Origin of the sequence: Pseudoalteromonas rubra, from assembly GCF_005886805.2 — a bacterium.
Classification (GTDB): domain Bacteria; phylum Pseudomonadota; class Gammaproteobacteria; order Enterobacterales; family Alteromonadaceae; genus Pseudoalteromonas; species Pseudoalteromonas rubra_D.
On sequence record NZ_CP045429.1, the window covers coordinates 2,173,837 to 2,197,425 of the forward strand.

At 47.1% G+C, this 23,589-nt stretch carries 16 protein-coding genes; 14 read left to right on the plus strand and 2 right to left on the minus strand.

The annotated features are described in order from the left end of the window. The first annotated feature begins 130 nt into the window (after positions 1–130). The 7 genes from CWC22_RS09330 to CWC22_RS09360 all read left to right on the plus strand — a co-directional run bounded on the left by CWC22_RS09330 (position 131) and on the right by CWC22_RS09360 (position 8,840). Positions 131–1,339: a GGDEF domain-containing protein gene (locus CWC22_RS09330; RefSeq protein WP_138538305.1), complete on the plus strand. Its 1,209-nt coding sequence runs from the start codon at positions 131–133 to the stop codon at positions 1,337–1,339. Between the two features lie 111 nt (positions 1,340–1,450). Then, positions 1,451–2,506, plus strand: coding sequence for a DUF2066 domain-containing protein (locus CWC22_RS09335; protein ID WP_171045063.1), 1,056 nt, complete (start codon positions 1,451–1,453; stop codon positions 2,504–2,506). Between the two features lies 1 nt (position 2,507). After that, entirely contained in the window at positions 2,508–3,212 is a 705-nt protein-coding gene (gene hda / locus CWC22_RS09340; RefSeq protein WP_125559376.1) for a DnaA inactivator Hda, read from the plus strand. A gap of 192 nt (positions 3,213–3,404) precedes the next feature. Further along, complete coding sequence (gene pheS / locus CWC22_RS09345) at positions 3,405–4,385, plus strand: phenylalanine--tRNA ligase subunit alpha (RefSeq protein WP_010384799.1); 981 nt, start codon at positions 3,405–3,407, stop codon at positions 4,383–4,385. Between the two features lie 13 nt (positions 4,386–4,398). Next, positions 4,399–6,786 carry a phenylalanine--tRNA ligase subunit beta gene (gene pheT, locus CWC22_RS09350; RefSeq protein WP_138538303.1) on the plus strand — a complete coding sequence of 796 codons (2,388 nt, stop codon included), beginning with the start codon at positions 4,399–4,401 and terminating at the stop codon, positions 6,784–6,786. A gap of 2 nt (positions 6,787–6,788) precedes the next feature. Then, positions 6,789–7,088, plus strand: coding sequence for an integration host factor subunit alpha (ihfA, locus tag CWC22_RS09355; RefSeq protein WP_010384797.1), 300 nt, complete (start codon positions 6,789–6,791; stop codon positions 7,086–7,088). Positions 7,089–7,277: 189 nt separating this feature from the next. Continuing rightward, positions 7,278–8,840, plus strand: coding sequence for an EAL domain-containing protein (locus CWC22_RS09360; protein ID WP_230090635.1), 1,563 nt, complete (start codon positions 7,278–7,280; stop codon positions 8,838–8,840). A 64-nt stretch (positions 8,841–8,904) separates the two neighbouring features. On the opposite strand, the gene CWC22_RS09365 is transcribed toward CWC22_RS09360, so the two are convergent. Continuing rightward, positions 8,905–10,527, minus strand: a complete 1,623-nt coding sequence (locus CWC22_RS09365) for an alpha-glucosidase family protein (RefSeq protein ID WP_138538302.1) — start codon at positions 10,525–10,527, stop codon at positions 8,905–8,907. Between the two features lie 731 nt (positions 10,528–11,258). Between CWC22_RS09365 and CWC22_RS09370 the strand changes: the two genes are divergently transcribed. The 6 genes from CWC22_RS09370 (at position 11,259) to CWC22_RS09395 (ending at position 22,207) form a co-directional block, all read left to right on the plus strand. Further along, complete coding sequence (locus CWC22_RS09370) at positions 11,259–14,114, plus strand: TonB-dependent receptor (protein ID WP_138538301.1); 2,856 nt, start codon at positions 11,259–11,261, stop codon at positions 14,112–14,114. Between the two features lie 66 nt (positions 14,115–14,180). Further along, positions 14,181–15,689 (plus strand): tryptophan halogenase family protein, encoded by a 1,509-nt coding sequence (locus tag CWC22_RS09375; protein ID WP_138538300.1) that lies wholly within the window; start codon positions 14,181–14,183, stop codon positions 15,687–15,689. A gap of 166 nt (positions 15,690–15,855) precedes the next feature. Next, positions 15,856–17,712 (plus strand): alpha-amylase family glycosyl hydrolase, encoded by a 1,857-nt coding sequence (locus tag CWC22_RS09380; RefSeq protein ID WP_419144616.1) that lies wholly within the window; start codon positions 15,856–15,858, stop codon positions 17,710–17,712. 1 nt (position 17,713) lies between these two features. Continuing rightward, on the plus strand, positions 17,714–19,204 hold the full coding sequence (locus CWC22_RS09385; protein WP_125559392.1) for an MFS transporter: 1,491 nt from the start codon (positions 17,714–17,716) through the stop codon (positions 19,202–19,204). 20 nt (positions 19,205–19,224) lie between these two features. After that, the gene (locus CWC22_RS09390) at positions 19,225–21,618 is read left to right on the plus strand and encodes a glycoside hydrolase family 15 protein (RefSeq protein WP_138538298.1); all 2,394 of its coding nucleotides are present in this window, start codon (positions 19,225–19,227) and stop codon (positions 21,616–21,618) included. A 202-nt stretch (positions 21,619–21,820) separates the two neighbouring features. After that, entirely contained in the window at positions 21,821–22,207 is a 387-nt protein-coding gene (locus CWC22_RS09395) for a DUF805 domain-containing protein (protein ID WP_138538297.1), read from the plus strand. 18 nt (positions 22,208–22,225) lie between these two features. On the opposite strand, the gene CWC22_RS09400 is transcribed toward CWC22_RS09395, so the two are convergent. Next, complete coding sequence (locus CWC22_RS09400; protein ID WP_125559400.1) at positions 22,226–22,600, minus strand: isochorismatase; 375 nt, start codon at positions 22,598–22,600, stop codon at positions 22,226–22,228. 126 nt (positions 22,601–22,726) lie between these two features. Here CWC22_RS09400 and CWC22_RS09405 point away from each other — a divergent pair, with 126 nt between their 5' ends. Then, positions 22,727–23,587, plus strand: coding sequence for a LysR family transcriptional regulator (locus CWC22_RS09405; protein ID WP_230090637.1), 861 nt, complete (start codon positions 22,727–22,729; stop codon positions 23,585–23,587). Positions 23,588–23,589 lie beyond the last annotated feature (2 nt).

Below are 23,589 nucleotides of genomic sequence, written 5' to 3' on the forward strand. Positions count from 1 at the left end.
CAGTTTTATGTCAAGCACTAACTCATGAGTAAATCCATGTGATCACCAAAGAATGATTATCAACGCAATCTGATAAAACCTCGACTAAACTAAATAAGTGCCCGACGAAAGGTGAAAAAGTGAGAACCGGATGAATGAGTTTTTGTCAGAGACGACGGAAGAAGCCCTCGACAGCGGAGAAGTGATTGACAGCATGACAGACATAGTGGCCTGCTTAAATACGAGTGACTCAATCCAAAGGTTTTTGTTGGATATACACTGTATTTTGCAAAAGGTGACGTATGCGGATAATTTTTATGTCGTGCTATATCGAGAAGATGGCAGTCTGACTTTCCCTTATTTTCATGATGTAAAGGATGACATTGACCCGGAAGATTTAGAAGCATTGTCTCTGGATGAAATCGCCCATTCATTAACAGCCTATGCTTTGCAGTCGCAAAATGTGTGTAACTACACCACTGAGCAATTGAATGAAATGGTGGCAGAAGGGCGGTTAAATATCATCGGCACAGTGCCAAAACAATGGCTTTGTTTTCCCCTGGTCAATCGCAATAACTTTATGGGCGCATTTATCATTCAATCCTATCGTCGTGAAGATGAATACTCAGGTGTGATTGTCGATGTGCTGTTTACGATTAGCCATGTGATCTCCTCTGCCCTGGATGCGTTCAATAACCAACAAGCTTTAGTTGAAGCCAATACGGTATTGCAAAACTATCAGGGTGAACTAGAAATCAAAGTAGCGGAACGCACCCAAGAGCTCGAATCGAGCTTGTCTGAGTTGCAAAAAGAAATAAGTATTCGGGAGGCATTGCAACAGCGGTTGGAGCATGAAGCGCTACACGACACGCTAACGGGCCTTACGAACCGAAAATTTCTATTCCGGGAGCTGAATAATCTTGCGGAACGGTCAAAGCGTGGTTCGGTTACCGTCCATATTTTGTATCTGGACTTAGACGACTTTAAACCCATCAATGATAACTATGGCCATCACAGTGGTGATATTGTGTTGCAGGAAGTTGCCAAGAGAATACAGGGAGAGCTACGTGTTTACGATGTGCTGTGTCGCCTTGGAGGGGACGAGTTTGTCGTGGTTCTGTCTGACCCACTTGAAAAATCAGTGTTAATGCAGATCTGTTCGCGCCTTATTGCTTGTATCTCTTCCCCTATTCAACTGGAAGGCGGTGAAAAGGTACAGTGTGGGTGCAGTATCGGCGTTGCCAATAATAATGGGGTGTTCAGTGCTGAAGCTCTGCTAAAGTGCGCTGACAGTGCCCTCTATTCATCGAAAGAGCTGGGCAAAAACCAGGCATACTTTTATGAACAAGCGTCGATTTGACGACAAATCCCTCAACCCGGTATCAGCTATTTAAAAACTCTCTGCACTGGCTTTTGCTTTGCAGCGCCGATTGCATTAGGATCGGGTTTTCTCCTTAACTTTTTGGTTGTTATGGCACTGAAATTATTTTTACTGGGTTTGTTTGGCTGGTGTTTGGCTGCAAGCGCGGTTGAGGTAACAGATCTATACGAAGCCACTTTACAGGTGGATAACAAAACGCGTGCAAAGCGCGTTGTAGCCAGTCAACAAGCGCTGGACCGTGTGATCCAAAAGTTGACAGGTCGCACGGAACATTTAAATCACCCATTAATCCGGCAAAGTAAAAAACGAATTTCTGATTATATGCTTAAGTATGAGTATATCGAGTCTGCGGATGGTGATATCAAAATACGCGTAAGGTTTGAGGCAGACAAAGTCGAACAGCTGGTTAGAGACAGCAATTTACCCTTATGGGGCAACCGTCGTCCCATGATTGCAATCTGGTTGGTGATAGAAGACAACCTGAGACGAGAATTTGTTACCCAGGAAAGTTACCCCCAATTGGAGCGGTTAATTTATGACACCGCAGCAGAGTGGGGGATCCCCGTCGTTGTACCTTTGATGGACTTGGCCGATCGCGCGCAGGTCGGCATTGCTGAAGTGTGGGGAAATTTTTCGGAGCCGGTTGAAGCCGCCTCGATGCGTTATAACGCAGAGCGAGTCATAACCGGTCGTTTGTTTAAACAACCGAATAGCAGCAGTTGGCAACTCGATTGGCGCTACACAGATACGGATCAGTTTGAATCGACTCAACAAGTGGGTGACAAGCAGCAATTACTTATCGCCATGATTAACGATATGTCAACGGCACTGGCCGCCGAATATGTGATAGACCCCAATCGTTCGTATGCGACCAGCAGCACCGTATTGACCGTGGATAAGCTGACCTCATTCAGTAAAATAGAACTGGCCAGAAGGCAGTTGCTGAGCATTAGCACAGTGCAGGACGTAGATGTTATTTATCGCCAGGGGGATCTGGTCAAATTTGAAGTTGAACATGGTTCATCAGTGGTTGATCTGCAAAAATCACTCAAATTAGAACGCGCATTTAGCGTTTATGTTGACCCTCGTGCGTTTTATCAGGTTGCCAGTGCAAATAACCTGAGATATAGCTGGGTAGGGCAATAATATGATGCAGCCAATGCAAATGGCGTTGCCCGTTACTTTACCTGATGATGAAACTTTCAGTGCTTATTTCGGTGGTGAGGAGTCACTTGAAGTGACGCATCTGAAAAGCGCGCTTGAATCGGGCCAGCAGGATTTTCAGTTCACTTATTTGTGTGGCCTGGGTGATTCAGGTAAGTCGCATTTACTTTATGCCACTTGTATCCATGCGCAAGAGCAGGGCCTGTCGACCATACTGCTGTCGCTCAGAGAGGTTATTAACTTTGGTCCGGCGGTGCTCGATGGCCTGGAAACTCTCGATGTTGTGTGTATTGATGATGTGCATTTGGTAGCAGGTGATGAGCCCTGGGAAAAAGCCCTGTTTAACTTCTTTAACCGCTTTAACGAACCTGGAAAGTGCCTGGTTGTGACTGCAGATCTGCTGCCGAACATGCTCAATTTGAGTTTGCCGGATCTGGAATCACGATTTACCTGGGGGACCACCTTTCAGATCCGCTCAATGAGCGATGACGATAAAGCCGAAGCGCTGGTAAAACGCGCAAAAATGCGGGGCCTTGAACTCAGTGATGAATGCGCGCGATTTTTACTGACCCGGCTTAGCCGCGATATGCGTGCTTTGCTGGATGTGCTTGATAAACTGGATCATGCTTCAATGGCAGCCCAGCGAAAATTAACTATCCCATTCATTAAGACAACTTTGAATTTGTGAGCCTCACTTGTGGGATTTTTGACCGTCGACGTCACAAATTCCACAAGAAACGCTAAACCAGCCCAAAATCAACCAACAACCAGCAAATTGTCCATGAAAAGCCCCAAATTTGGGCTAGAATCTGCCCCGTTGTTTCAGTTATTATAATCGATTCAATGAAAGGCAAATGACCTCAACAAGATCAGGTATAGAATGAACTTAGAGAATATTTTAGCGCAAGCGCTAGACGCCGTTGCTAACGCGAGCGAAGTTGCGCAACTTGAGGAAGTCAGAGTTAATTACCTTGGTAAAAAAGGTGAGATCACTGGACTACTAAAAACCCTGGGTAAACTGGCACCAGAAGAACGTAAAGAAGCAGGCCAGGTGATTAACCAGGCAAAAAATCAGGTTCAGACTGCGATCAATGAAAAGCGCGAAGCGCTGGAGCAGGCTGCTCTTGCTCAAAAACTGGCGGCGGAAACTATTGATGTAACACTGCCTGGCCGTACTGCACCGCAGGGTGGTTTACACCCGGTAACGCGGACCATTGAGCGTATTGAGCAGTTTTTTGGAGAGCTAGGCTTTGCGGTTAAGTCAGGCCCGGAAGTAGAAGATGATTTCCATAACTTTGATGCGCTGAATATTCCAGAGCACCATCCGGCTCGTGCTGATCATGACACCTTTTACTTTAACCCTAAGCTGGTTTTGAGAACGCAAACCAGTGGTGTTCAGATCCGTACTATGGAAGCTGAGCAGCCGCCTCTGCGTATTATTTCTCCGGGTCGAGTGTATCGTAACGATTACGATCAGACACACACGCCGATGTTCCACCAGGTTGAAGGCCTGATGGTAGACACCGACGTGAGCTTCACTGAATTGAAAGGTATTTTGCACGACTTTTTACGTAACTTTTTCGAAGAAGACATGGAGATCCGCTTCCGTCCTTCGTACTTCCCGTTCACTGAGCCGTCAGCGGAAGTGGATGTGAAAGGTAAAAATGGTAAGTGGTTAGAAGTGTTAGGCTGCGGAATGGTGCACCCGAACGTATTGCGCTCTGTGGGCATTGACCCTGAGAAGTACACTGGATTTGCATTTGGTATGGGCGTAGAACGTCTGACCATGCTGCGCTATGGCGTAAATGACTTACGTGCTTTCTTCGAAAACGATTTAAAATTCCTAAACCAATTCAGATAAGAGCGATACAACAATGAAATTTAGTGAAAAGTGGTTAAGAGAATGGGTTAATCCTGCGATTGATACCGAGGCTCTATCTGAACAGCTATCAATGGCCGGTCTGGAAGTAGACGGTGTCGACCCGGTTGCAGGTGACTTTGATGGCGTGGTTATCGGTGAAGTTGTTGAGTGTGGTCAGCACCCGGATGCAGACAAGCTACGTGTCACCAAAGTAAACGTAGGCGAAGACGAGCTGCTGGATATCGTCTGTGGTGCGGCAAACTGCCGTGCGGGCTTGAAAGTAGCTGTGGCGAAAGTCGGTGCAGTTTTGCCGGGCGGCTTTAAGATCAAAAAAGCAAAGTTACGCGGCCAACCTTCACACGGCATGCTGTGTGCGTTTGAAGAGCTGGGCATGGCTGAAAGCTCAGATGGTATTTTAGAGCTACCAGCTGACGCACAAATTGGTCAAAACATCCGCGAATACTTTAACCTTGACGATGTCACCATCGACGTTGACCTGACTGCAAACCGCAGTGATTGTCTGGGTATTAAAGGCCTTGCGCGCGAAGTCGGCGTATTAAATGGTATTGATGTCAATGAGCTGGCTATCCCGGCCGTTGAACCTACTATTGATGACAAGATTGAGATTGAACTGGTGAACAGCCAGGCCTGTCCTCGTTACCTTGGCCGTGTAGTGAAAGGCATCAACCTGGATGCAATCACACCACTTTGGATGGTTGAAAAGTTGCGTCGCTCTGGCATTCGCTCAATCGATCCGGTTGTTGATATTACTAACTACGTATTACTTGAGCTGGGTCACCCTATGCATGCGTTTGACTTAAGTGCCATAGAAGGTGGTATTAAAGTACGCAGTGCAGCTGACAATGAAGAGCTGGTATTGCTTGATGGCAACACAGCGAAACTTAAGCCAAGCACATTAGTGATTGCAGATCACAACAAAGCGCTGGCGATGGCGGGTATTTTCGGTGGCGAAAACTCAGGGGTAAAAGAAGGCACCACGGATATTTTACTGGAAAGTGCATTCTTTAATCCGCTGGCGATTGCTGGTCAGGCGCGTAGCTATGGTCTGCATACAGATGCGTCACACCGTTATGAGCGCGGTGTGGATTATCAACTACAGCGTGATGCAATGGAGCGAGCAACGGCCTTGCTACTTGAAATCGCTGGCGGCCAGGCAGGTCCGGTTGTAGAAGCCGTGTCTGAAGCTGATTTGCCTGAGGCAAAATCTGTGACACTGCGCCGTGCTCGTCTCGATCGTGTCATTGGCTACCATATTGCTGATGAAAAAGTGACTGATATCCTCACGCGCCTTGGTCTGGATGTGGCGTTTGCCAATGATAGCTGGACTGCAGTCGTACCAAGTTATCGTTTCGACATTAGTATTGAAGAAGACCTCATTGAAGAAGTTGCACGTGTGTTTGGGTATAACAATATCCCAAATGTAGCACCGACTGCGGCATTAAAGATGACCGATCACCAGGAAGCGCGTTTGCCGGTCTCTCGCCTGCGTAACGAACTGGTTGCACGTGGCTATCAGGAAGCGATTACCTACAGCTTTGTTGATCCTAAGAAACAGCAACTGCTGCACCCTGAAAGCGACGCTCTGGTACTGCCACATCCTATTTCGGTGGAAATGTCTGCGATGCGCGTAAGCCTGATGCCGGGGTTACTTAATGCCGTAGCCTACAACCAAAACCGCCAGCAGGCTCGCATCCGTTTGTTTGAACACGGCCTGAAGTTTGTTAAAGACGAAGCCGCGGAGAATGGCGTTCGTCAAACACCGGTGATTGGTGGTGTGGTATATGGCAACACGCACAATGAACATTGGGGCATTGAAAGCCGTAAGACCGATTTCTTTGACGTGAAAGGTGATGTAGAGGCGTTGCTGGCTCTATGCAATGACAAAGCGCGTTTTAGCTTCAAAGCACAACCAAGCGATGGTTTGCACCCGGGTCAATCTGCTGCCATTTATGCCAATGGTGAGAAAGTAGGTTATATCGGTGCGGTTCATCCGCAGCTGCAAAAATCACTGGATCTTAATGAAACTGCGTATGTTTTTGAAGTTGAAACAGCAGCGATCGCTGAGCGTAAGCTTCCAGAAGCCGTTAGTATCTCGAAATTCCCGTCAAATCGCCGTGATATTGCTATTTTAGTTGCAGATGATGTAAAAATAGGCGATATTTTAGAAAGCATTGAGAAAGTTGGCGGAAATCAATTAGTTGACCTAAACTTATTCGATGTGTATAAGGGCAAAGGTATTGAGCCTGGTTATAAGAGTTTAGCCATTGCTCTAACACTGCAAGCCGTTGATAGAACGCTCGAAGAGAAAGACATCAACGACACTGTAGAAATCGTGGTGGCCGAATTGGCCAAACAATTTAATGCATCGTTGAGGGACTAGATATGGCGCTTACTAAAGCCGACATAGCTGAACACCTATTTGAGAAATTGGGGATAAATAAAAAGGATGCCAAAGACTTAGTTGAAGCGTTTTTTGAAGAAATCCGCTCAGCGCTGGAAAGTGGAGAGCAGGTAAAGCTGTCCGGTTTTGGTAATTTCGACCTGCGTGATAAAAAAGAGCGTCCTGGTCGTAACCCTAAAACTGGTGAAGACATTCCCATCTCGGCACGTCGTGTTGTAACTTTTAGACCTGGTCAGAAGTTAAAAACACGTGTTGAAGTGGGAACCAGCAAAAACCTGTGATCACGCAGACGTCTTTGGGTTAGTTCGCAGGCATCTTCTGCTGCGTTACCTTCAGCTAGGTATCTGTATGATAATTAAGAAACCCCGGCATCAACCGGGGTTTCTTGTCATAAAAATTTAATTTACCTGTTTTACCATCTGGCCTTTGTATTTGTTTGGAGTGCGAAGTTGATCCAGGGTAATCACTCCTTGACTAATCGTATAAAAAATATCAGTGTTGCGTGGTTGATAAGCTCTCTGCTATTTGGCTCGCTGGCGATTTTTGTCTACGTGCAACAGAAAGAAGCCGCAAAGCAATCTGTTCAGGCCGCCTCCGAATTGATCCGACAGGAACTTGATTCGCAGCTTCATAATATTGATGTCTTTTTAAAACATGCAGAGCGCCTCGATGAAACCTGCGATGCTCATACTATCTCTTTAATGCGAGAGCAGGTGTTTGTTAATCCGGCATTGAGTGAGATTGGCATCGTTGATGAGTATGGCCGTTTACTGTGTAACTCGTTTGGTCGTCTGACGCCCCCGGTACAAACCACAGAGCCGATAAAACAACCCGGCTTGAGATATCATGGCCCAATCATTACTGACTTTTTGCAAGTTCCTGCGTTTGTTCTGGCGCGCACACGCAATGATGGTTTTGAGGTCAATGCCTTACTACCAACCAGCTGGCTGAGTGACACGTTAGATATTACCCGGCATAAAAACCTGGCTTTCATTGCTTTGCTTGATGGGAAGTCCGGCGTGCCTATCTTTTTACGTGGGAAATACACTTTACCTTTGGGTGAGACGATATTTCCCATGACCGATGTGCTGGAGTTTGAAGGACACTTTGATGATGGCACTCAAAAATATATTTTTGCACGCCCGCTTGCTGCTTTGCCGCAACTGACCATCATGGTGGCCAGCGATGCAAAGCGACTCTCTGCCATTCAACCTGTGTGGTTGCTAGCCCTGTTACTTTTATATTGTGGCTCTTTGGTGGGACTCACCATGTTGCTCAACCACTATGATAGTCGTGTCTTGAGTAGCCGGGCACTATTGCTTGGGGCTATCAGTAAACAAGAGCTTTTTAATGTATATCAGCCTCTGGTAGATGCAACGACCCGAGAAGTTGTTGGGGTTGAAGTGTTGATCCGCTGGCAACATCCAGTTGAGGGCGAGCTTAGTCCAGCTTATTTTATTCCTGAAGCAGAGCGGGATGGCAGTATTCTTGATCTGTCTATTTATCAGATAGAAAGAGCACTGACTGAATTGCGTGCGATTTTAAAAAGTAAACCGAACTTTAAAGTGTCGTTTAACGTAAATGGATATCTGTTGACCTGCGCAGACTATCTTGAAGTTTTACACAAAGCGAACCTGGTTATTCCTAAGCTCACCATAGAGCTGACTGAGCGGGATGTTTTATCTCAGGCACAAATACACTCTGTGCTTCAGTCATTGGTAAACTCAGGGGTCGAGATCGCGATAGATGACTTCGGTACGGGTTACAGTGGTTTGCATTACCTGCAGAGTTTTCCCATTGATCTGCTGAAGATTGATCAAACCTTTGTTGCGTCTATTGGGATGGATAATCTGCAATCCCCCGTACTAAATGCGATGATAGAGATGGCAGCTAAGCTTAATAAAAAGTTGATTGCAGAAGGCGTAGAAACGGCGCATCAGGCAGAGTATTTATCCCGTCAGGGCGTGTGTGTGCATCAGGGCTGGTACTATTATAAAGCGATGCCTATTCAGAAGCTTAAAGAGGTTTGTTAAGTCGCGTTTTATAACAGCCTGTAAATAGAGAAAGCCCCGGTTCCGGGGCTTTTAGGTCAAGGGGTTAAAGTGAAGCAAAGAAGCAGCCAAATCCGGGCAGGGATAGCTGATCTTGTTCATAGTGACCGGTATGGTGAACCAACTCCAGGTGCTCCGTATGGTGAGAGATTTCCAGTGCAAGCTGCGTTGGTTGCTCACTGAGGTTGAACGCGCAGAGCATCGTTTTCCCCTGGTAATGTCGATAAAACGCTAATATTGGCTCTGGACTGTCTATAAACTCGATATCACCAACCTGTAACTCAGGCATAGTGCTACGCCATGCCATAAATGCCTGATAGCGAGCCAAAATAGAATCGTCAGTGTCAGTTTGCTGAGAAACCGCTTGTGATTGGTGGGCCGGTGATACTGGCAACCAGGGTTTTCCTTCGCTGAAGCCTGCATGCTGTTGCTCGGTATGCCATGGCATTGGCGTACGACAGCCATCGCGCCCTTTAAAGTTAGGCCAGAACGTAATGCCGTAAGGATCCTGCAAATCTTCAAATGCAACATCGGCTTCACCCAGGCCCAGTTCTTCGCCCTGGTACATACACACACTGCCACGTAATGACCCCAACAGCGCAGTGAGCATGCTGGCCTGGCGTGCATCAACCGTTTTACCGTCTTTAGACCAGCGGCTTGCAACGCGTTCTACGTCGTGGTTACTGAATGCCCAGCATGGCCAGCCTTCCGTCATGACTGCTTCAAGACGAGATACGGTTTCACGAATATAGCTTGCACTATAGTCTTTGGTCAGTAACTCAAAGCTGTAACCCATATGCAATTTATCACCGCCGGAGGTATATTCAGCCATGGTTTGAAGAGAATCCTCGGATGAAATCTCTCCCAGGCTTACCGTAGCTGGGTAGCGGTCGAGCAGGGCGCGGATCTCAGCCATAAACGCGAGGTTTTCCGGCTGGGTATTGTTGTAATAATGATATTGAAAAGCATAAGGGTTGTCTTCGCTAAAGCCACGACCCTGACGCAATTCCTTCGGTTTAGCGGGGTTGTCACGCAATTGTTGATCATGGAAGCAAAAGTTAATGGCATCCAGACGGAAACCATCAACGCCTTTTTTCAGCCAAAATTCGACATTATCCAAAACCGCCTGACGTACTTCTGGGTTATGGAAGTTTAAATCTGGTTGCTCAGTCAGAAAGTTATGGAGATAGTACTGACAACGACGAGAATCCCACTGCCACGCAACACCACCAAATATAGATAGCCAATTGTTTGGTGGGCTGCCATCAGGCTTCGCATCTGCCCAAACATACCAGTCAGCTTTAGCGTTTGTTTGGCTGGCACGGCTTTCACTAAACCAAGCGTGCTCATCTGAAGTGTGGCTAAGTACCTGATCGATAATGATCTTAATATTACGTTGATGCGCTTTGTCAATTAGTTCATCAAAGTCATTTAGGGTGCCAAACATTGGGTCAATATCTCGGTAGTCGCTGATATCATAGCCAAAGTCTTTCATAGGAGACTTGAAAAATGGCGAGATCCAGATGGCATCTACGCCGAGTGACTTAATGTAATCGAGCTTGCTAATGATCCCCTGAAGATCGCCAATTCCATCATTATTGGTATCACAAAAGCTGCGCGGGTATACCTGATAAATAACCGCGCCTTTCCACCATTCATTATGAGCCATGCACTTTCTCCTGCGCCGTGCAGCCAGGTTGCCGTATCTATTTTCTGCCTTTTGGGTCATCTCGCAACTCTGTGTATTGAGGGGCTTAATAACTGTAGTCAAATCAGACGAGGTGAGGTCAGATTATGATGTAAGCAGGGTACGACAACACTAAATATTAACAATGGCGAAGAGCATACGACATGCGTTGATATGAGTAAAAAGCCTGCATACGTATGCAGCATAATTAGTTGTCATTGAATTAATATAAAAGCAGGATTTCAAACTTGTTGGGGCTCTTTACCAATATGTGTTTCTACCTGACATTACCTTCTATCATCTATGTTACAGTTGGATTAATTGGTAATACCAATTGTCAGCTTGGGTGTGTGGTAGAAAATTACGGCAAATTTAATGGCGCTATCCTTTGCAGATATTTGATTTTCGTTAAAACTTAGTAAATTCAGATAAGGCGCAAAACGGGTTATTCGCTGTCAGATTGTTGCGATAACATTTATAAAGGTAACAGGGGGTTAGGGGCATTCGGGGTGAATGTTCTGTGAACAAAATGAAATGGGGGTTGCATTGAATACGTATGCATAAAGTTGTTTGGACGTTGAGCACAGCGCTACTATTGCCGCTGACAACAAAATTATCGCCTTTATAAATCGTTGTAGCGCTGCACGGTTCGCCGTGTGACGAATAAATAAACAACTAGGCGTCATAAAAATGGTTAATTGGGATAAAACACTATGTCTATGTTCAAACCAAGCATGCTAACAGTTGCGCTTATGGCCGCTGGCGTTAGCCACTTTTCGGTCGTTGCAGAAGAAGAGAAAGCAGCAAAGAAAGAGGATGTTGAAGTTATCGAGGTACGTGGTATCTCTCGTAGTATCATCGCGTCAATCGATAAAAAGCGTTACAGCGACACAGTAGCAGAAGTCGTTGATGCTGGTGATCTGGCATCTTTGCCCGATGTTTCCATTGCAGACTCTTTGAGCCGTTTGCCAGGTGTGACGGCGGTACGCGCAAGTGGTCAGTCATCTCAGCTGAATATTCGTGGTATGAACGGCGACTTTATTCAGACAACACTTAATGGCCGTGAACAAGCAAGCACCAGCGGTTATACTGCGGGTAGCCGCTGGATTTCGTTTGACCAGTATCCATCAGAGCTAATCAATCAGGCTGCTGTATACAAGTCGCCAAAAGCCTCTTTGGTAGAAGGGGGTGTTGCTGCAACGGTTGAACTGAAAACAGTGAACCCACTTGAAGCGAAAGAGCAACATAACTTCAATTCTTCAGTGCGTTATTCCTATAATGATGCTGCATCAGATGTGGGTGCAGATTCAAGTGGTGAGCGCATCAGTTTCTCTTATCAGGGCAAATTCCTGGACGAAACTTTGGGTTTTGGTATTGGCGCGGCGTTCTTAAACCAGCCAAATAATGCCATTGATGTATCAGCACATGCACCGAAGCGCTCGCAAGACTTTGATGGTGATGGTACAGAAGAGCGTTCTGTAAATGGCTATCAGGTTCGCTCTGCAAAAGGGTCAGACGAGCGCCTAGGTCTTATGAGTACTTTGGTTTATCAACCTACAGATGCGTTAAAAGTCCAGTTTGACTACTTCCGTTCTGAGTTTGAATCAGAAGACCGCAAAAGTGGTTTGAATATCGAGGGGTTCGAGAAGAATTTAGGTTCACTTTATACGCTTAACAACGCGGTAGTAAAAGATGGCTTCTTAGTTGCTGGTGATGTTGTGATCACTGATCCCAATGGCCCTTGGGTTGAAATGCGTTCTGAAGACCAATCTACCGATTCTACCACAGACAGCTTTGGTCTGGATTTGGAATATGTTACTGATAAGTGGGAACTTAGACTGGACTTTGCACACAGTGAAGGTGAAAAAACGCGCCGCGATGTCATTGCATCTATGCACGCCTACGAATTTGGAAATGCGGTTGTAGATGGCACTTTGGTTGAAACGTGGCAGGAGATGCGAAACCAAACCTTTTCTTTTGTACAGCAAGAGAAAAATTCACCGTTATTAACTCTGGGAAATAGCTATACAGACCTGTCTAACATGCGCCTGGGTGACTGGGAGCAGTTTCCACACAAATACACAGATGAACTAGACAGCTTTAAGGTAGATTTTAAATATCATGTTGAGGCTGGGTTTATTTCGTCTATTGAAGTTGGTGCTCGTTGGTCAGACCGAGAGTTTACGGACCAGCGTTCAACGTTCCGCTGGGGCGCGCGTGAAGGTCAGAATGGTTATAAACTGCCTGATGGCACGATCGTTACTAATAAAGGGTGCGAATTTAACCACCAAAATCATACCTGTATGCCGCACTCTCTTGATGGGTTCGTCACAGTGGAGCATACCAGAGGGTTCAACTATCTTGAGCTAGACCTGATGGGCATCGCGGACGCGGTATTTGGTCCGGGCAATTATGGCGCACAGCAAACCTGGGAGCATAACTGGACACTGATCGAAAGTGGTGCGGTTAAGGAAGAAGTGTTAGCTGGTTATGTTATGGCTAACATAGATACTGAAATTGGAGATATTCCTGTCACAGGTAACTTTGGTGTTCGTGTTGTTAGAACAGATACTAAATCAATCGGAATTCAGCAGATCCAAGGTGATGAAGTAGGTGATACTATCGTTGATGATAATGGTGTGGCACGAACAGATTATCGTCACGTTGAGTATGGACCAGAATACACAGATACATTGCCTTCTTTAAACCTTAACTTCCGTGTTACTGACGAAGATCAGATACGCTTCGCGGCAGCAAAAGTGATGGGTCGTCCGCCTGTGTATCAATTACGTGGTGGTGCTGGTTCTTGGGCTGATACCGCCAATGACGGTGAAAGTCCACGTTATAACGTTTGGTCAAAAGGTAATCCGAACCTGGACCCGTTCCGTGCAACTCAGTTTGACTTGTCATATGAGCGATATTTCGAAGATGGTGGTGCGTTTGTAGCGGCTATTTTCTGGAAAGACATTGAGTCTTTGATTGAAAGTATTACCTATCAGGAAGGTGAGGTTGATTGGGGAACAATTGGTCTTGAAGTCCCAGAAGGTTTTGTTGCTGGTCAGTACCAGACAACTCAGAACAATGATCAGGGTGGCTATATTCGAGGCGTAGAGCTGGCTTACACCACTATGTTTGACAATCTGCCTGGTATTTTCTCTGGTTTAGGTTTCAATGCTAACTACTCATACACTGAGAGTGAAACAACAGTTGATGGCGGTGGTAACTTCCCGGATCAACAATTACCTATGCCTGGTTTGTCAAAAAATGTCTGGAGTGCGACGATTTTCTGGAATATCGACGCATTTACGACACACCTGAACGTACGTTATCGTGATGAATATGTGTATGAAGGTGCGTCACCTGGTGGTTCATCTCTGGCGTGGGCTGACGAATATACAGTAGTTGATTGGCAGGGCACTTATGATTTTGATAATGGCTTGCAGGCCGTGCTTCAAATCAATAACTTGACCGATGAGCCAAACACCACTAACTATGGCACGGCATTGGCAACCGGCGAGTACAAAGAGTTTGGTCGTCAGTACTTCTTAGGGTTTAACTATAGCTTCTAAGCTCCTAGCGTGATCTGATATAAAGCCACCATACTTCTGGTGGCTTTGTTTTATGAGGTGAAAATGATGAATAAAAAAAGAATCGTGATTTTAGGCGGTGGTACTGCAGGCTGGATGGCAGCTAACCTGATGGCCAAAAGCTGGCAGGGTCAGCCGATTGAGATTGCCCTGATCGAGTCACCGGATATTGGCATCATTGGCGTGGGCGAAGGCTCTACTCCCCAGTTCAAGGGGTTTATGGACTTTATGGGGATCAGTGAAGCGCAGTGGATGCCAGCGTGTAACGCCACTTATAAAAATGGCATTCGTTTTATTGACTGGTCAACCCGGCCCGGCTTTAGCAGTTACTTTCATCCTTTTCCTTCACAGCCCGACGATTATTCAGCGCCAGCCTTTTTTCACAATAGCTTTGTTCGAAGAAAAGCGATTGATGTAGCAGGCCACCCAGACCCATTTTTCCTTACTACCTATCTGGCCGAGCAGGCTAAAGCGCCAATCGCTGCGCATCATTTTCCGTTTGAAATTAACTATGGCTATCATTTTGATGCCGGTAAACTTGGGCTCTTTCTGGCTCAAACAGCCCGCGATTTGGGCGTTGAGCACATTCAGGCCAATGTCAGCGATGTGCGTAAACACACAAATGGTGACATTGCAGCGTTGGTGTGTGAGCAGGGAACGGAAATTTCAGGCGATGTATTTATCGACTGCTCGGGTTTTCGCAGTCTGTTAATGCAGCAGCATCTGGAAGTGGGCTTTGAGTCTTTTGCCAACAACTTGTTTAACGACGCCGCTGTGGTTTTGCCAACAGAACAGGGTGATGTGATTTCTTCTGAAACTCAGTCCATTGCCAGAAAATTTGGCTGGAGCTGGCATATCCCGCTGACCAATCGCGTTGGTAACGGCTATGTTTACAGCCGACGCTATTGCGATCCAGATAAAGCTGAGACCGAATTACGTACCGCACTGGGTTTGCTGGACAGTGATGTTGAAGCCCGTCACTTGACCATGAAAGTGGGGCAGGTCAAAGAGCACTGGCACAAAAACTGCCTTGCCATCGGACTGTCGCAAGGGTTTATTGAACCACTGGAAGCGACTGCACTTCATATTGTTCAGGAAACCGTACAAAGCTTTATTGAATGCTATCAGGACGGTGAATTCACCGATAAATTCAAAACCAGACACAACCAGTCACTCGATGCACGATATCAGGCGATCAGAGATTACATTGTGGCACATTATCGTGTAAATAGTAGAACCGATACACAATACTGGCGCGACAATGCGAACAACAATCAGCTCTCACGTTCTTTGTATGACGTATTACAAACCTGGGTGTCGGGCAAAAACTTATCGGATGAATTACATCGTCAGGACATCGATAAATATTACCCCTCCGTCAGTTGGCACTGTTTACTCGCTGGTTACGGCATCTATCCTGAACGGTCTCAATTGATCGCTGGCAATGAGGCGGCAAACAAGTACGACTTATCACAGATCCAGGATTACATTGCTCGCTGTGGATTAAATTTTGATGATCACCGTGCGCAACTTGAGCGAATGGCACAGATGCGATAAATCGACGGTCTTTGCCCTTGAGCAGAGTTTACATTCGAACACTTAGATCGTTGAACATGACGTGCGGATGAATACCCACTCTGAATACGTATGCAAGCGGTTCACCCTTGATTACCAAGTCAGTAGACTCATTGAAAATACTAAAAATGACAACATTATGATGACAATAAAACCGTTGGTGGTCGCGCTTGGGGTGATCACCGGCTCTGTGGTACTGAGCGCTTGTAACAGTATCAATGACAACAAGACTTCATTAGAGACAGTTAGCAACGCCGCAGCAGCGACACAACAGACTGAGGCAAAGCCGGTCGTTTATCAGGTATTTACCCGCCTGTTCGGTAACACCAATAACAACAATGTGCCCTGGGGTACGAAGGCGCAAAATGGGGTTGGAAAATTTGCCGATTTTACGCCTAAAGCGCTGGCTGAAATCAAAGCCATGGGCGTAAGCCACGTCTGGTATACTGGCGTATTGCATCATGCTTTAGTCGGTGACTATACCAAATATGGGATATCAGTGGACGACCCGGATGTAGTCAAAGGTCGCGCAGGATCTCCTTATGCCGTTAAAGACTATTACAACGTTAATCCGGATCTGGCCGTTGACCCTGCCAACAGACTGGCAGAATTCGAAGCCCTGATTGACCGCACTCACGAAGCGGGTATGAAAGTGGTGATTGACATAGTCCCTAATCATGTCGCTCGTAATTATCAATCGCTCAGCGCGCCACAAGGCGTAAGCGACTTCGGTGCGAACGATGACACGTCAAAGACCTATGCCCGTGATAACAACTTTTACTACGTAACTGGTCAGGATTTTCGTGTCCCGAGCTCAGATGATTATCAGGTGCTCGGGGGCGAGCGACACCCACTTGCCGATGGTCAGTTCGTTGAAAGCCCGGCCAAATGGACCGGCAATGGAGCACGCAAAGCGCAGCCTCATATTCATGACTGGTATGAAACCGTTAAGGTTAATTACGGTGTAAAACCCGATGGCAGCTATGATTTTGCAACCTTGCCGGCACACTATGCCACGCTTGATTACCGTGCCCACTATGCATTCTGGCAGGATAAAAAACTCCCAGACAGCTGGTATAAGTTCCGCGACATCACCTATTACTGGCTTGATAAGGGCGTAGATGGCTTCCGTTATGATATGGCCGAAATGGTGCCCGTTGAGCTCTGGAGTTTCCTCAATGCTTCAATCAAGATGAAAAACCCCGAAGCCTTCTTGCTTGCTGAAGTATACAACCCAACGCTTTATCGCGCTTATATCGCGCAGGGCAAAATGGATTATCTGTACGACAAAGTGGGCTTTTATGATTCACTGAAAGCCCTGATGCAAGGCAAAGGTACTGCCCAGGCAGTACTGGATGTCCATGCTAGCGTAGAAGATATCGCACCGCACATGCTGCACTTTTTGGAAAACCATGATGAGCAACGTATTGCCAGCCCGGAGTTTGCAGGCAATGCCAATAAAGGTAAGCCGGCTATGGTAGTCAGCCATTTGATCAGTAAGGCGCCAACACTGCTGTACTTTGGTCAGAGTGTGGGTGAAGACGGATCAGAAATGGCCGGATTTGGCAAACCCAGTCGCACCAGTATCTTCGATTACATCGGTGTACCGGCCCATCAGGCCTGGATGAACCAGGGCAAGTTTGATGGCGCCTTGCTGAGCGAAGAGCAAAAGGCGTTGCGTGCTTACTATAAGAAACTGATGAACATGGCCTCACTCAGTGCGATAGCGCAGGGTGAGCCAGTCTCGACACCAGTCACTACGCTTAGCGGTCAACCCGCAACCAAAGTCATTGGCTTTGCCCGTCAGAGCGATTCGCAACGTTTGGTTGTGGTCAGCAACTTTGATGCAGATGCCCCTCAAACTGTCACTGTCACTTTGCCAGATGGTTGGCAGGGCAAAGCGGTGGACAGACTTGAGCAACATGGACAGGTGTCGCTTAACAATAATCAGCTGACAGTTACCCTGGCCCCCCTGGCCAGTGCGGTCTTTGAACTAGAGAACTAATATGCAAAAACAAAAACCACAACTCAGTTTCTGGCAGATCTGGAACATGTGCTTTGGCTTTCTGGGGATCCAGTTTGGCTTTGCACTGCAAAACGGTAATGTCAGCCGGATCTTTCAGACATTGGGTGCCAAAGTTGATGATATTCCAATCCTTTGGGTTGCCGCACCACTTACAGGCCTGATCGTACAGCCAATTATTGGTTACTGGAGTGACCGAACCTGGGGGAAGCTTGGCCGCAGAAGGCCATTCTTCCTGTATGGCGCCATTCTGACGACCTTGTCGTTATTCTTTATGCCTAACTCTCCCACACTCTGGATAGCAGCAGGCATGCTGTGGATCATGGATGCATCTATCAACGTCACCATGGAGCCATTCAGGGCACTGGTAGGCGACAACCTCAATGAAAAACAACGTGCCAATGGCTACGCCATGCAGAGTTTCTTTATTGGTATTGGTGCTGTTGTGGCATCGGCTTTGCCCTGGATGATGACCAACTGGTTTGGGATCAGCAATACCGCAGAGCCGGGTCAGATCCCAGAATCTGTGAAGTATGCTTTTTATTTTGGTGGTGTGGTGCTATTTCTGGCGGTGGGTTGGACTATCCTAAAAACCAAAGAGTACACGCCACAGCAGTTGGCGGAGTTTGCCGGTGAAGCGGTTGAAACGCAAGCTAAGCAAAGCTATCAGGCGATCAACTATGCACGCGCAGCACTTATTTCCGGCGTGATTGGTGGCGGGATCTTAGCGGCTGTGATTGGGCTGCAGCTGGAAAAAGAGCTGTATTTGCTGAGCGGGCTGTTTTTATCCTTTACGTTGGTCCTGCTAATTGCGGGTTACCTTCAGCAGCGCGGTAGCACATCAGGTGGCTTTTATAACGTTATCTACGATGTCTTTACTATGCCGGGCACCATGCGCCAGTTGGCAGTCGTGCAATTCTTTAGCTGGTTTGCCTTGTTTGCTATGTGGATTTATACCACCTCGGCAGTCACCAGTTTTCACTACGGCACAACCGAGGTAACCAGCAAAGCCTATAACGATGGGGCCGACTGGGTGGGTGTACTGTTTGCCGCCTACAACGGTTTTGCCGCACTGGCTGCTGTGTGTATCCCTGTGATGGTGAATCGCTTGGGCATGCGTGGCGCGCACTGTATCAACCTGCTGTTGGGTGCCGGTGCGCTATTGAGCTTTAAAATGATAGCCGATCCTAGCCTGCTTTGGCTGCCCATGATTGGGATTGGCTTTGCGTGGGCGTCTATTTTGTCGTTGCCTTACGCCATGCTGAGTAACTCATTGCCAGCGCATAAAATGGGCGTATTTATGGGGATATTTAATTTCTTCATCGTGATCCCGCAGTTGATGGCGGCCAGTGTACTTGGCCTGATCCTGAGAAACCTATTTGATAATCAACCGATTTTTGCATTAGTGGTTGGTGGTGTGTCGTTCCTGCTTGCAGCAGTTGCTGTAATGCGGGTGAAAATCGAACAACAATAACACCACCGCAAGGAGACTTTATGAAAAAACTTTCTAGTTTAACTCTGGCATTGGTTGCCGCCGGACTTGTTGGTTGCGGTAGCGCGAATAACGCGGTTGAGTCACAGCAAGCCGCGCCGGGCGCACCGGGTGATAAGCCATACTGGGCCTATTCAGGCAAAACCGGGATTGGTACCTCTTATGAGGCCTACAAGCAAGGGCAGTATTCTGATGAGGCAAGTACAGAAACCGTTTCAAAAGTGTGGTTTTCTATTGCCAAAGGCATGATCACAGAAACTATGTTTGGCCTGATCCACCAGGCTCAGATCAAAGACATGCAGTTTATTGTCACCGGCCCGGATTTTACGGTAACGGAGCAAGACGCACTGGATGTCAGTATTGATTACCTGGACAAAGACGCACAAGGTCGTCCGCTGTCTTTAGCATACAAAGTGATCAGCAAAGACAAGCAAGGCCGTTTTACGCTTGAAAAACACATATTCACCGACCCTGACGGGCAAACCTTGTTCGTTCGCGCGAAAGTGGAAACTGAGCTGGATGGTGTGAAGTTGTTCGTTAACGTAAACCCGTACGTAAATAATAATGGGTTGAATGACTTTGCTAAGGTAACGGACGAGGGTCTGGTTGCCTGGGAAGGAGACAACTACCTGACATTGCAAAGCAGCAGCGGTTTTAAACAGGCAAGTGTTGGCTTTACTGGTCAAAGCGATGGTCTTTCCGAGCTTAAAGCAAGCCAGTCAATGGCACAGCGCTACGCCAGTACAGGTGCGCAAAGAGGTAATGTAAATTGGCTAGCTGAGTTGGGTGACGTGGATCAGCAGGCGACATTCGACCTGGCACTGAGTTTCGGCAAATCGCAAAACGCGAGTTTCCAGGAAGGCGCTCAGTCATTGGGGCGTGGTTATCAGCAAGTACTGGCCCACTACAACGGTGAAGGCGACGCGATTGGCTGGCGCGATTACCTGAGTAGCCTTGAGCCTATGCAGAAGCTCAGCGGTTATACGGCCGATCAGGGCAAACTACTCTACACCAGTGCTTTGGTGTTAAAGGCGCAGGAAGATAAAACTCACGCAGGCGCCTTGATCGCCTCTTTATCTAATCCCTGGGGTGATACAGTAGCTGCTGAGCAAGGTCATACCGGTTATAAAGCGGTATGGGTGCGCGATTTCTATCAGGTAGCGATGGCATTTTTAGCCATGGGTGATCCACAAACGGCATTGACCGCGTTTGAGTATCTGGAAAAAGTGCAAGTTACTGATAAGACGCCTGGCAATCAGGGTGACACGGGCTGGTTCTTACAGAAAACCCATGTTGACGGTGAGCTGGAGTGGGTAGGCGTGCAGTTGGACCAAACTGCTATGCCGATTATGCTGGCATGGAAACTCTGGCAGGCTGGCGTACTGAGTGATGAGAAGCTTGCTTACTGGTACAAGCGTATGTTGCAACCCGCAGCTGAGTTCTTAGTCGATGGCGGATTAGCAAAAATCCTCTGGAACGACACTCAGATCACACCTCCGGCAACACAACAGGAGCGTTGGGAAGAGCAGGACGGTTACTCACCGTCGACTACTGCGGCTATTATTGCCGGCCTGGTTGCTGCCAGTGACATTGCGAAACTGGCCGGAGATAAGTCAGGTAGTGAGCGGTACATGGCAACGGCTAAACGCTACGACAGTGAAGTAGAATCGACCATGTTTACTACCGAGGGCAATTTACCGTCTAAGCAAAGTGATGGTAAATATTTCTTCCGCATTGGCAAAGACGCCAACCCGAATACGGATACTAAGCTGAGCGACAACAATGGCCGTGCGGGTATGGATAAAAAGCAGATCATTGATGGCGGCTTCCTGGAGCTTGTGCGCTATGGCGTAAGAGCTGCAGATGCCAGCAGCATTACCAATACCTTGCCAGAGTATGAAGATGAAAATCTGCCTGAGAATCTGCGCGTAAAATATAGCTTTAACTTTGCCGGAGACCCGAATAGTTATCCGGGCTACCGCCGTTATGGTAACGATGGTTACGGTGAAGACGAAATACGCGGCACGAACTATGCTGAGCAGGGTCAGAACACGGCCGGTCAGCGTGGTCGGGTATGGCCTTTCTTTACCGGTGAACGAGGCCACTACGAGATTGCGGCAGCCAGCCAGGCTAATGCATTGAATGACACAGCGGTACAACGTATCAAGTACACTTACATCAAAGGCATGGAACACTTTGCCAACGAAGGCCTGATGCTCCCCGAGCAGGTTTGGGATGGGGTTGGTGTAAACCCATTTGGCTACACGCTGGGCGAAGGGACTAACTCTGCGACACCGCTGGCATGGACACATGCAGAATATGTGAAGTTGGTTCGTTCTTTGGCAGACAAGCAAGTCTGGGATCATTATCCGATCGTAGAGCAGGCGCTTAAGTAATCGTGCTGCAATACTGATAAAGCGCGGCGTTCCATAAAGGACGCCGCGTTTTTTATTGCGCCTGTGTATTTTTAGTAGCGGATGGGACCGTTGACTTGGTTTTGTCAAAAATATTGTCTAACCTGATAGAGCAAAAAAACGTCGGTAACGCGCCAGTTGTTTTAGTGCGTGAAATAAGGAACATTTATAAGGAGAAGGGATCATGTTAGAAATTTACTTATCTGTTTTTAAAAATTATTTTGAATTCAAGGGGCGGGCAAGACGCAAAGAGTACTGGGTGTTTATATTGAGCTCTATCTTAGTCTCTGTGGTACTTGGTCTGGTTGACATTACGCTGGGGCTGTATTCGGAAGAAGCTGGTCTCGGGCTCTTGAGCGGTCTTTACGCATTGGCCATCATCATCCCCAGTATTGCCTTGAGCGTTCGTCGGCTCCACGATACCGGGCGCAGTGGGTGGTGGGTACTGCTTTCATTAATCCCGCTTATCGGACCCATTGTGTTGATCGTGTTTTATGTCATGGACAGTAAACCGGGCGAGAACGAGTATGGTCCTAACCCGAAAGAGCAATTGCATCATACGGTTGCGTAGTGCAGTAATCTGGGTGAACTAACGTTCGCCCAGGATCTCAAATTCATCACTGTGCAGGCGGGCTTTACCGTCTTGTTCAACGACCCAATGTTCAGCATGAATTTTGCCAAAGGCTTTGTTCATCGTCCAGTTGGCACTCAGTAAGTAGCCCGTTTCTGGGTGCTTTTCCCAAACTACATCGGTATAGATGACATCGCAGAAGCCCTGCTCGATGATACCGTGCCAGAAAGTTTCTATGTCCTCTCGAGAGTTAAACTCGCCAATTGGCCGCGCCAGCATAGTGCAGGTTGTCGAGTATTGCTCAGCACAACCACGCGCATCTCCACTATTAAATGCATTTTGCCATGCAGCGATACCTGCTTTGCAAAGGTCAAGTTCTTGTTGTGGTGTCATTAGGTAATTTCGCATATTTTGTTTTCAGTAAGGTCAGTGTAGAGGTTTTAATTGGTGTGAAAAACAGTGATAATAAAAAACACTGTTTAGTTAAATCACACAATCAAAATGCGCCAACTTGGAAAGATGTCGTTGTTTGCTCATGTCGTAGACGCCGGTTCGGTATCCGGTGCGGCAGATAAACTCGGTTTATCAAAATCTGTGGTCAGCCAGCATTTAAAAACGCTTGAGCAAGACCTCGGGGTCGTGCTTATCAAGCGGACAACCCGTCGGCAGTTTCTAACAGAACCTGGCAAACGTTTTTATGAGTCCTGTAAGGCACTCAATCAGATTGCAGCAGATGCCTGGGACAATGTTCAGGCTCAACAAAGTGAGCCGGAGGGGCAGGTTCATATCACTGCACCTCATGCGCTGGTAGAAACATTGCTCGCACCTGTTATATCCAAGTTGATGCGGCAATATCCTGGCGTCATTGTTAAGTTAACCTGCGAAGACCAGCATCTGGACTTAATGGCACACAATATTGATATCGCTATACGTATTGGTGCTTCAAAAGATAGTACGTTCAGACAAAAACGTTTGGGGGTATTTCGTGACGTGTTGTGCGGACATCCGCGTTTTAAAACGGTATCACTGGAGCAAACGCCCTATGTAGCAAACGCCTGGGAAGGAGAATCGATCTCCCATCAGCTTGTCTCAGGTAATGGAGAGTCTATGATGTTCAGGCCTAAAGTGAGTTGTATCACGAACGCATTTCATAGCACTGTCTCTTTGATCCGTAGCGGGGCGGGAATAGGTCTGATCCCGAGTTTCTATTTACACAATGAACTGCCCGACGTAACCGCATTGTTGCCAGATGAAAGTTTGCCTGAAAACCCGGTGTATTTACTTACCCCCTTTTCTAAACATGTTCCCATGGCTGTAAAAGTGTGTGTAGATGCACTAAGTGTGCATATTCAGGAGCAGTTATTAATACACAACGGATGAAT

Coding starts and splice junctions, on each gene's coding strand:
- CWC22_RS09330 (WP_138538305.1), top strand. CDS start 131: ATGAATGAGTTTTTGTCAGAGACGACGGAAGAAGCCCTCGACAGCGGA.
- CWC22_RS09335 (WP_171045063.1), top strand. CDS start 1,451: ATGGCACTGAAATTATTTTTACTGGGTTTGTTTGGCTGGTGTTTGGCT.
- hda (WP_125559376.1), top strand. CDS start 2,508: ATGATGCAGCCAATGCAAATGGCGTTGCCCGTTACTTTACCTGATGAT.
- pheS (WP_010384799.1), top strand. CDS start 3,405: ATGAACTTAGAGAATATTTTAGCGCAAGCGCTAGACGCCGTTGCTAAC.
- pheT (WP_138538303.1), top strand. CDS start 4,399: ATGAAATTTAGTGAAAAGTGGTTAAGAGAATGGGTTAATCCTGCGATT.
- ihfA (WP_010384797.1), top strand. CDS start 6,789: ATGGCGCTTACTAAAGCCGACATAGCTGAACACCTATTTGAGAAATTG.
- CWC22_RS09365 (WP_138538302.1), bottom strand. CDS start 10,527: ATGGCTCATAATGAATGGTGGAAAGGCGCGGTTATTTATCAGGTATAC.
- CWC22_RS09370 (WP_138538301.1), top strand. CDS start 11,259: ATGTCTATGTTCAAACCAAGCATGCTAACAGTTGCGCTTATGGCCGCT.
- CWC22_RS09375 (WP_138538300.1), top strand. CDS start 14,181: ATGAATAAAAAAAGAATCGTGATTTTAGGCGGTGGTACTGCAGGCTGG.
- CWC22_RS09385 (WP_125559392.1), top strand. CDS start 17,714: ATGCAAAAACAAAAACCACAACTCAGTTTCTGGCAGATCTGGAACATG.
- CWC22_RS09390 (WP_138538298.1), top strand. CDS start 19,225: ATGAAAAAACTTTCTAGTTTAACTCTGGCATTGGTTGCCGCCGGACTT.
- CWC22_RS09395 (WP_138538297.1), top strand. CDS start 21,821: ATGTTAGAAATTTACTTATCTGTTTTTAAAAATTATTTTGAATTCAAG.
- CWC22_RS09400 (WP_125559400.1), bottom strand. CDS start 22,600: ATGACACCACAACAAGAACTTGACCTTTGCAAAGCAGGTATCGCTGCA.
- CWC22_RS09405 (WP_230090637.1), top strand. CDS start 22,727: ATGTCGTTGTTTGCTCATGTCGTAGACGCCGGTTCGGTATCCGGTGCG.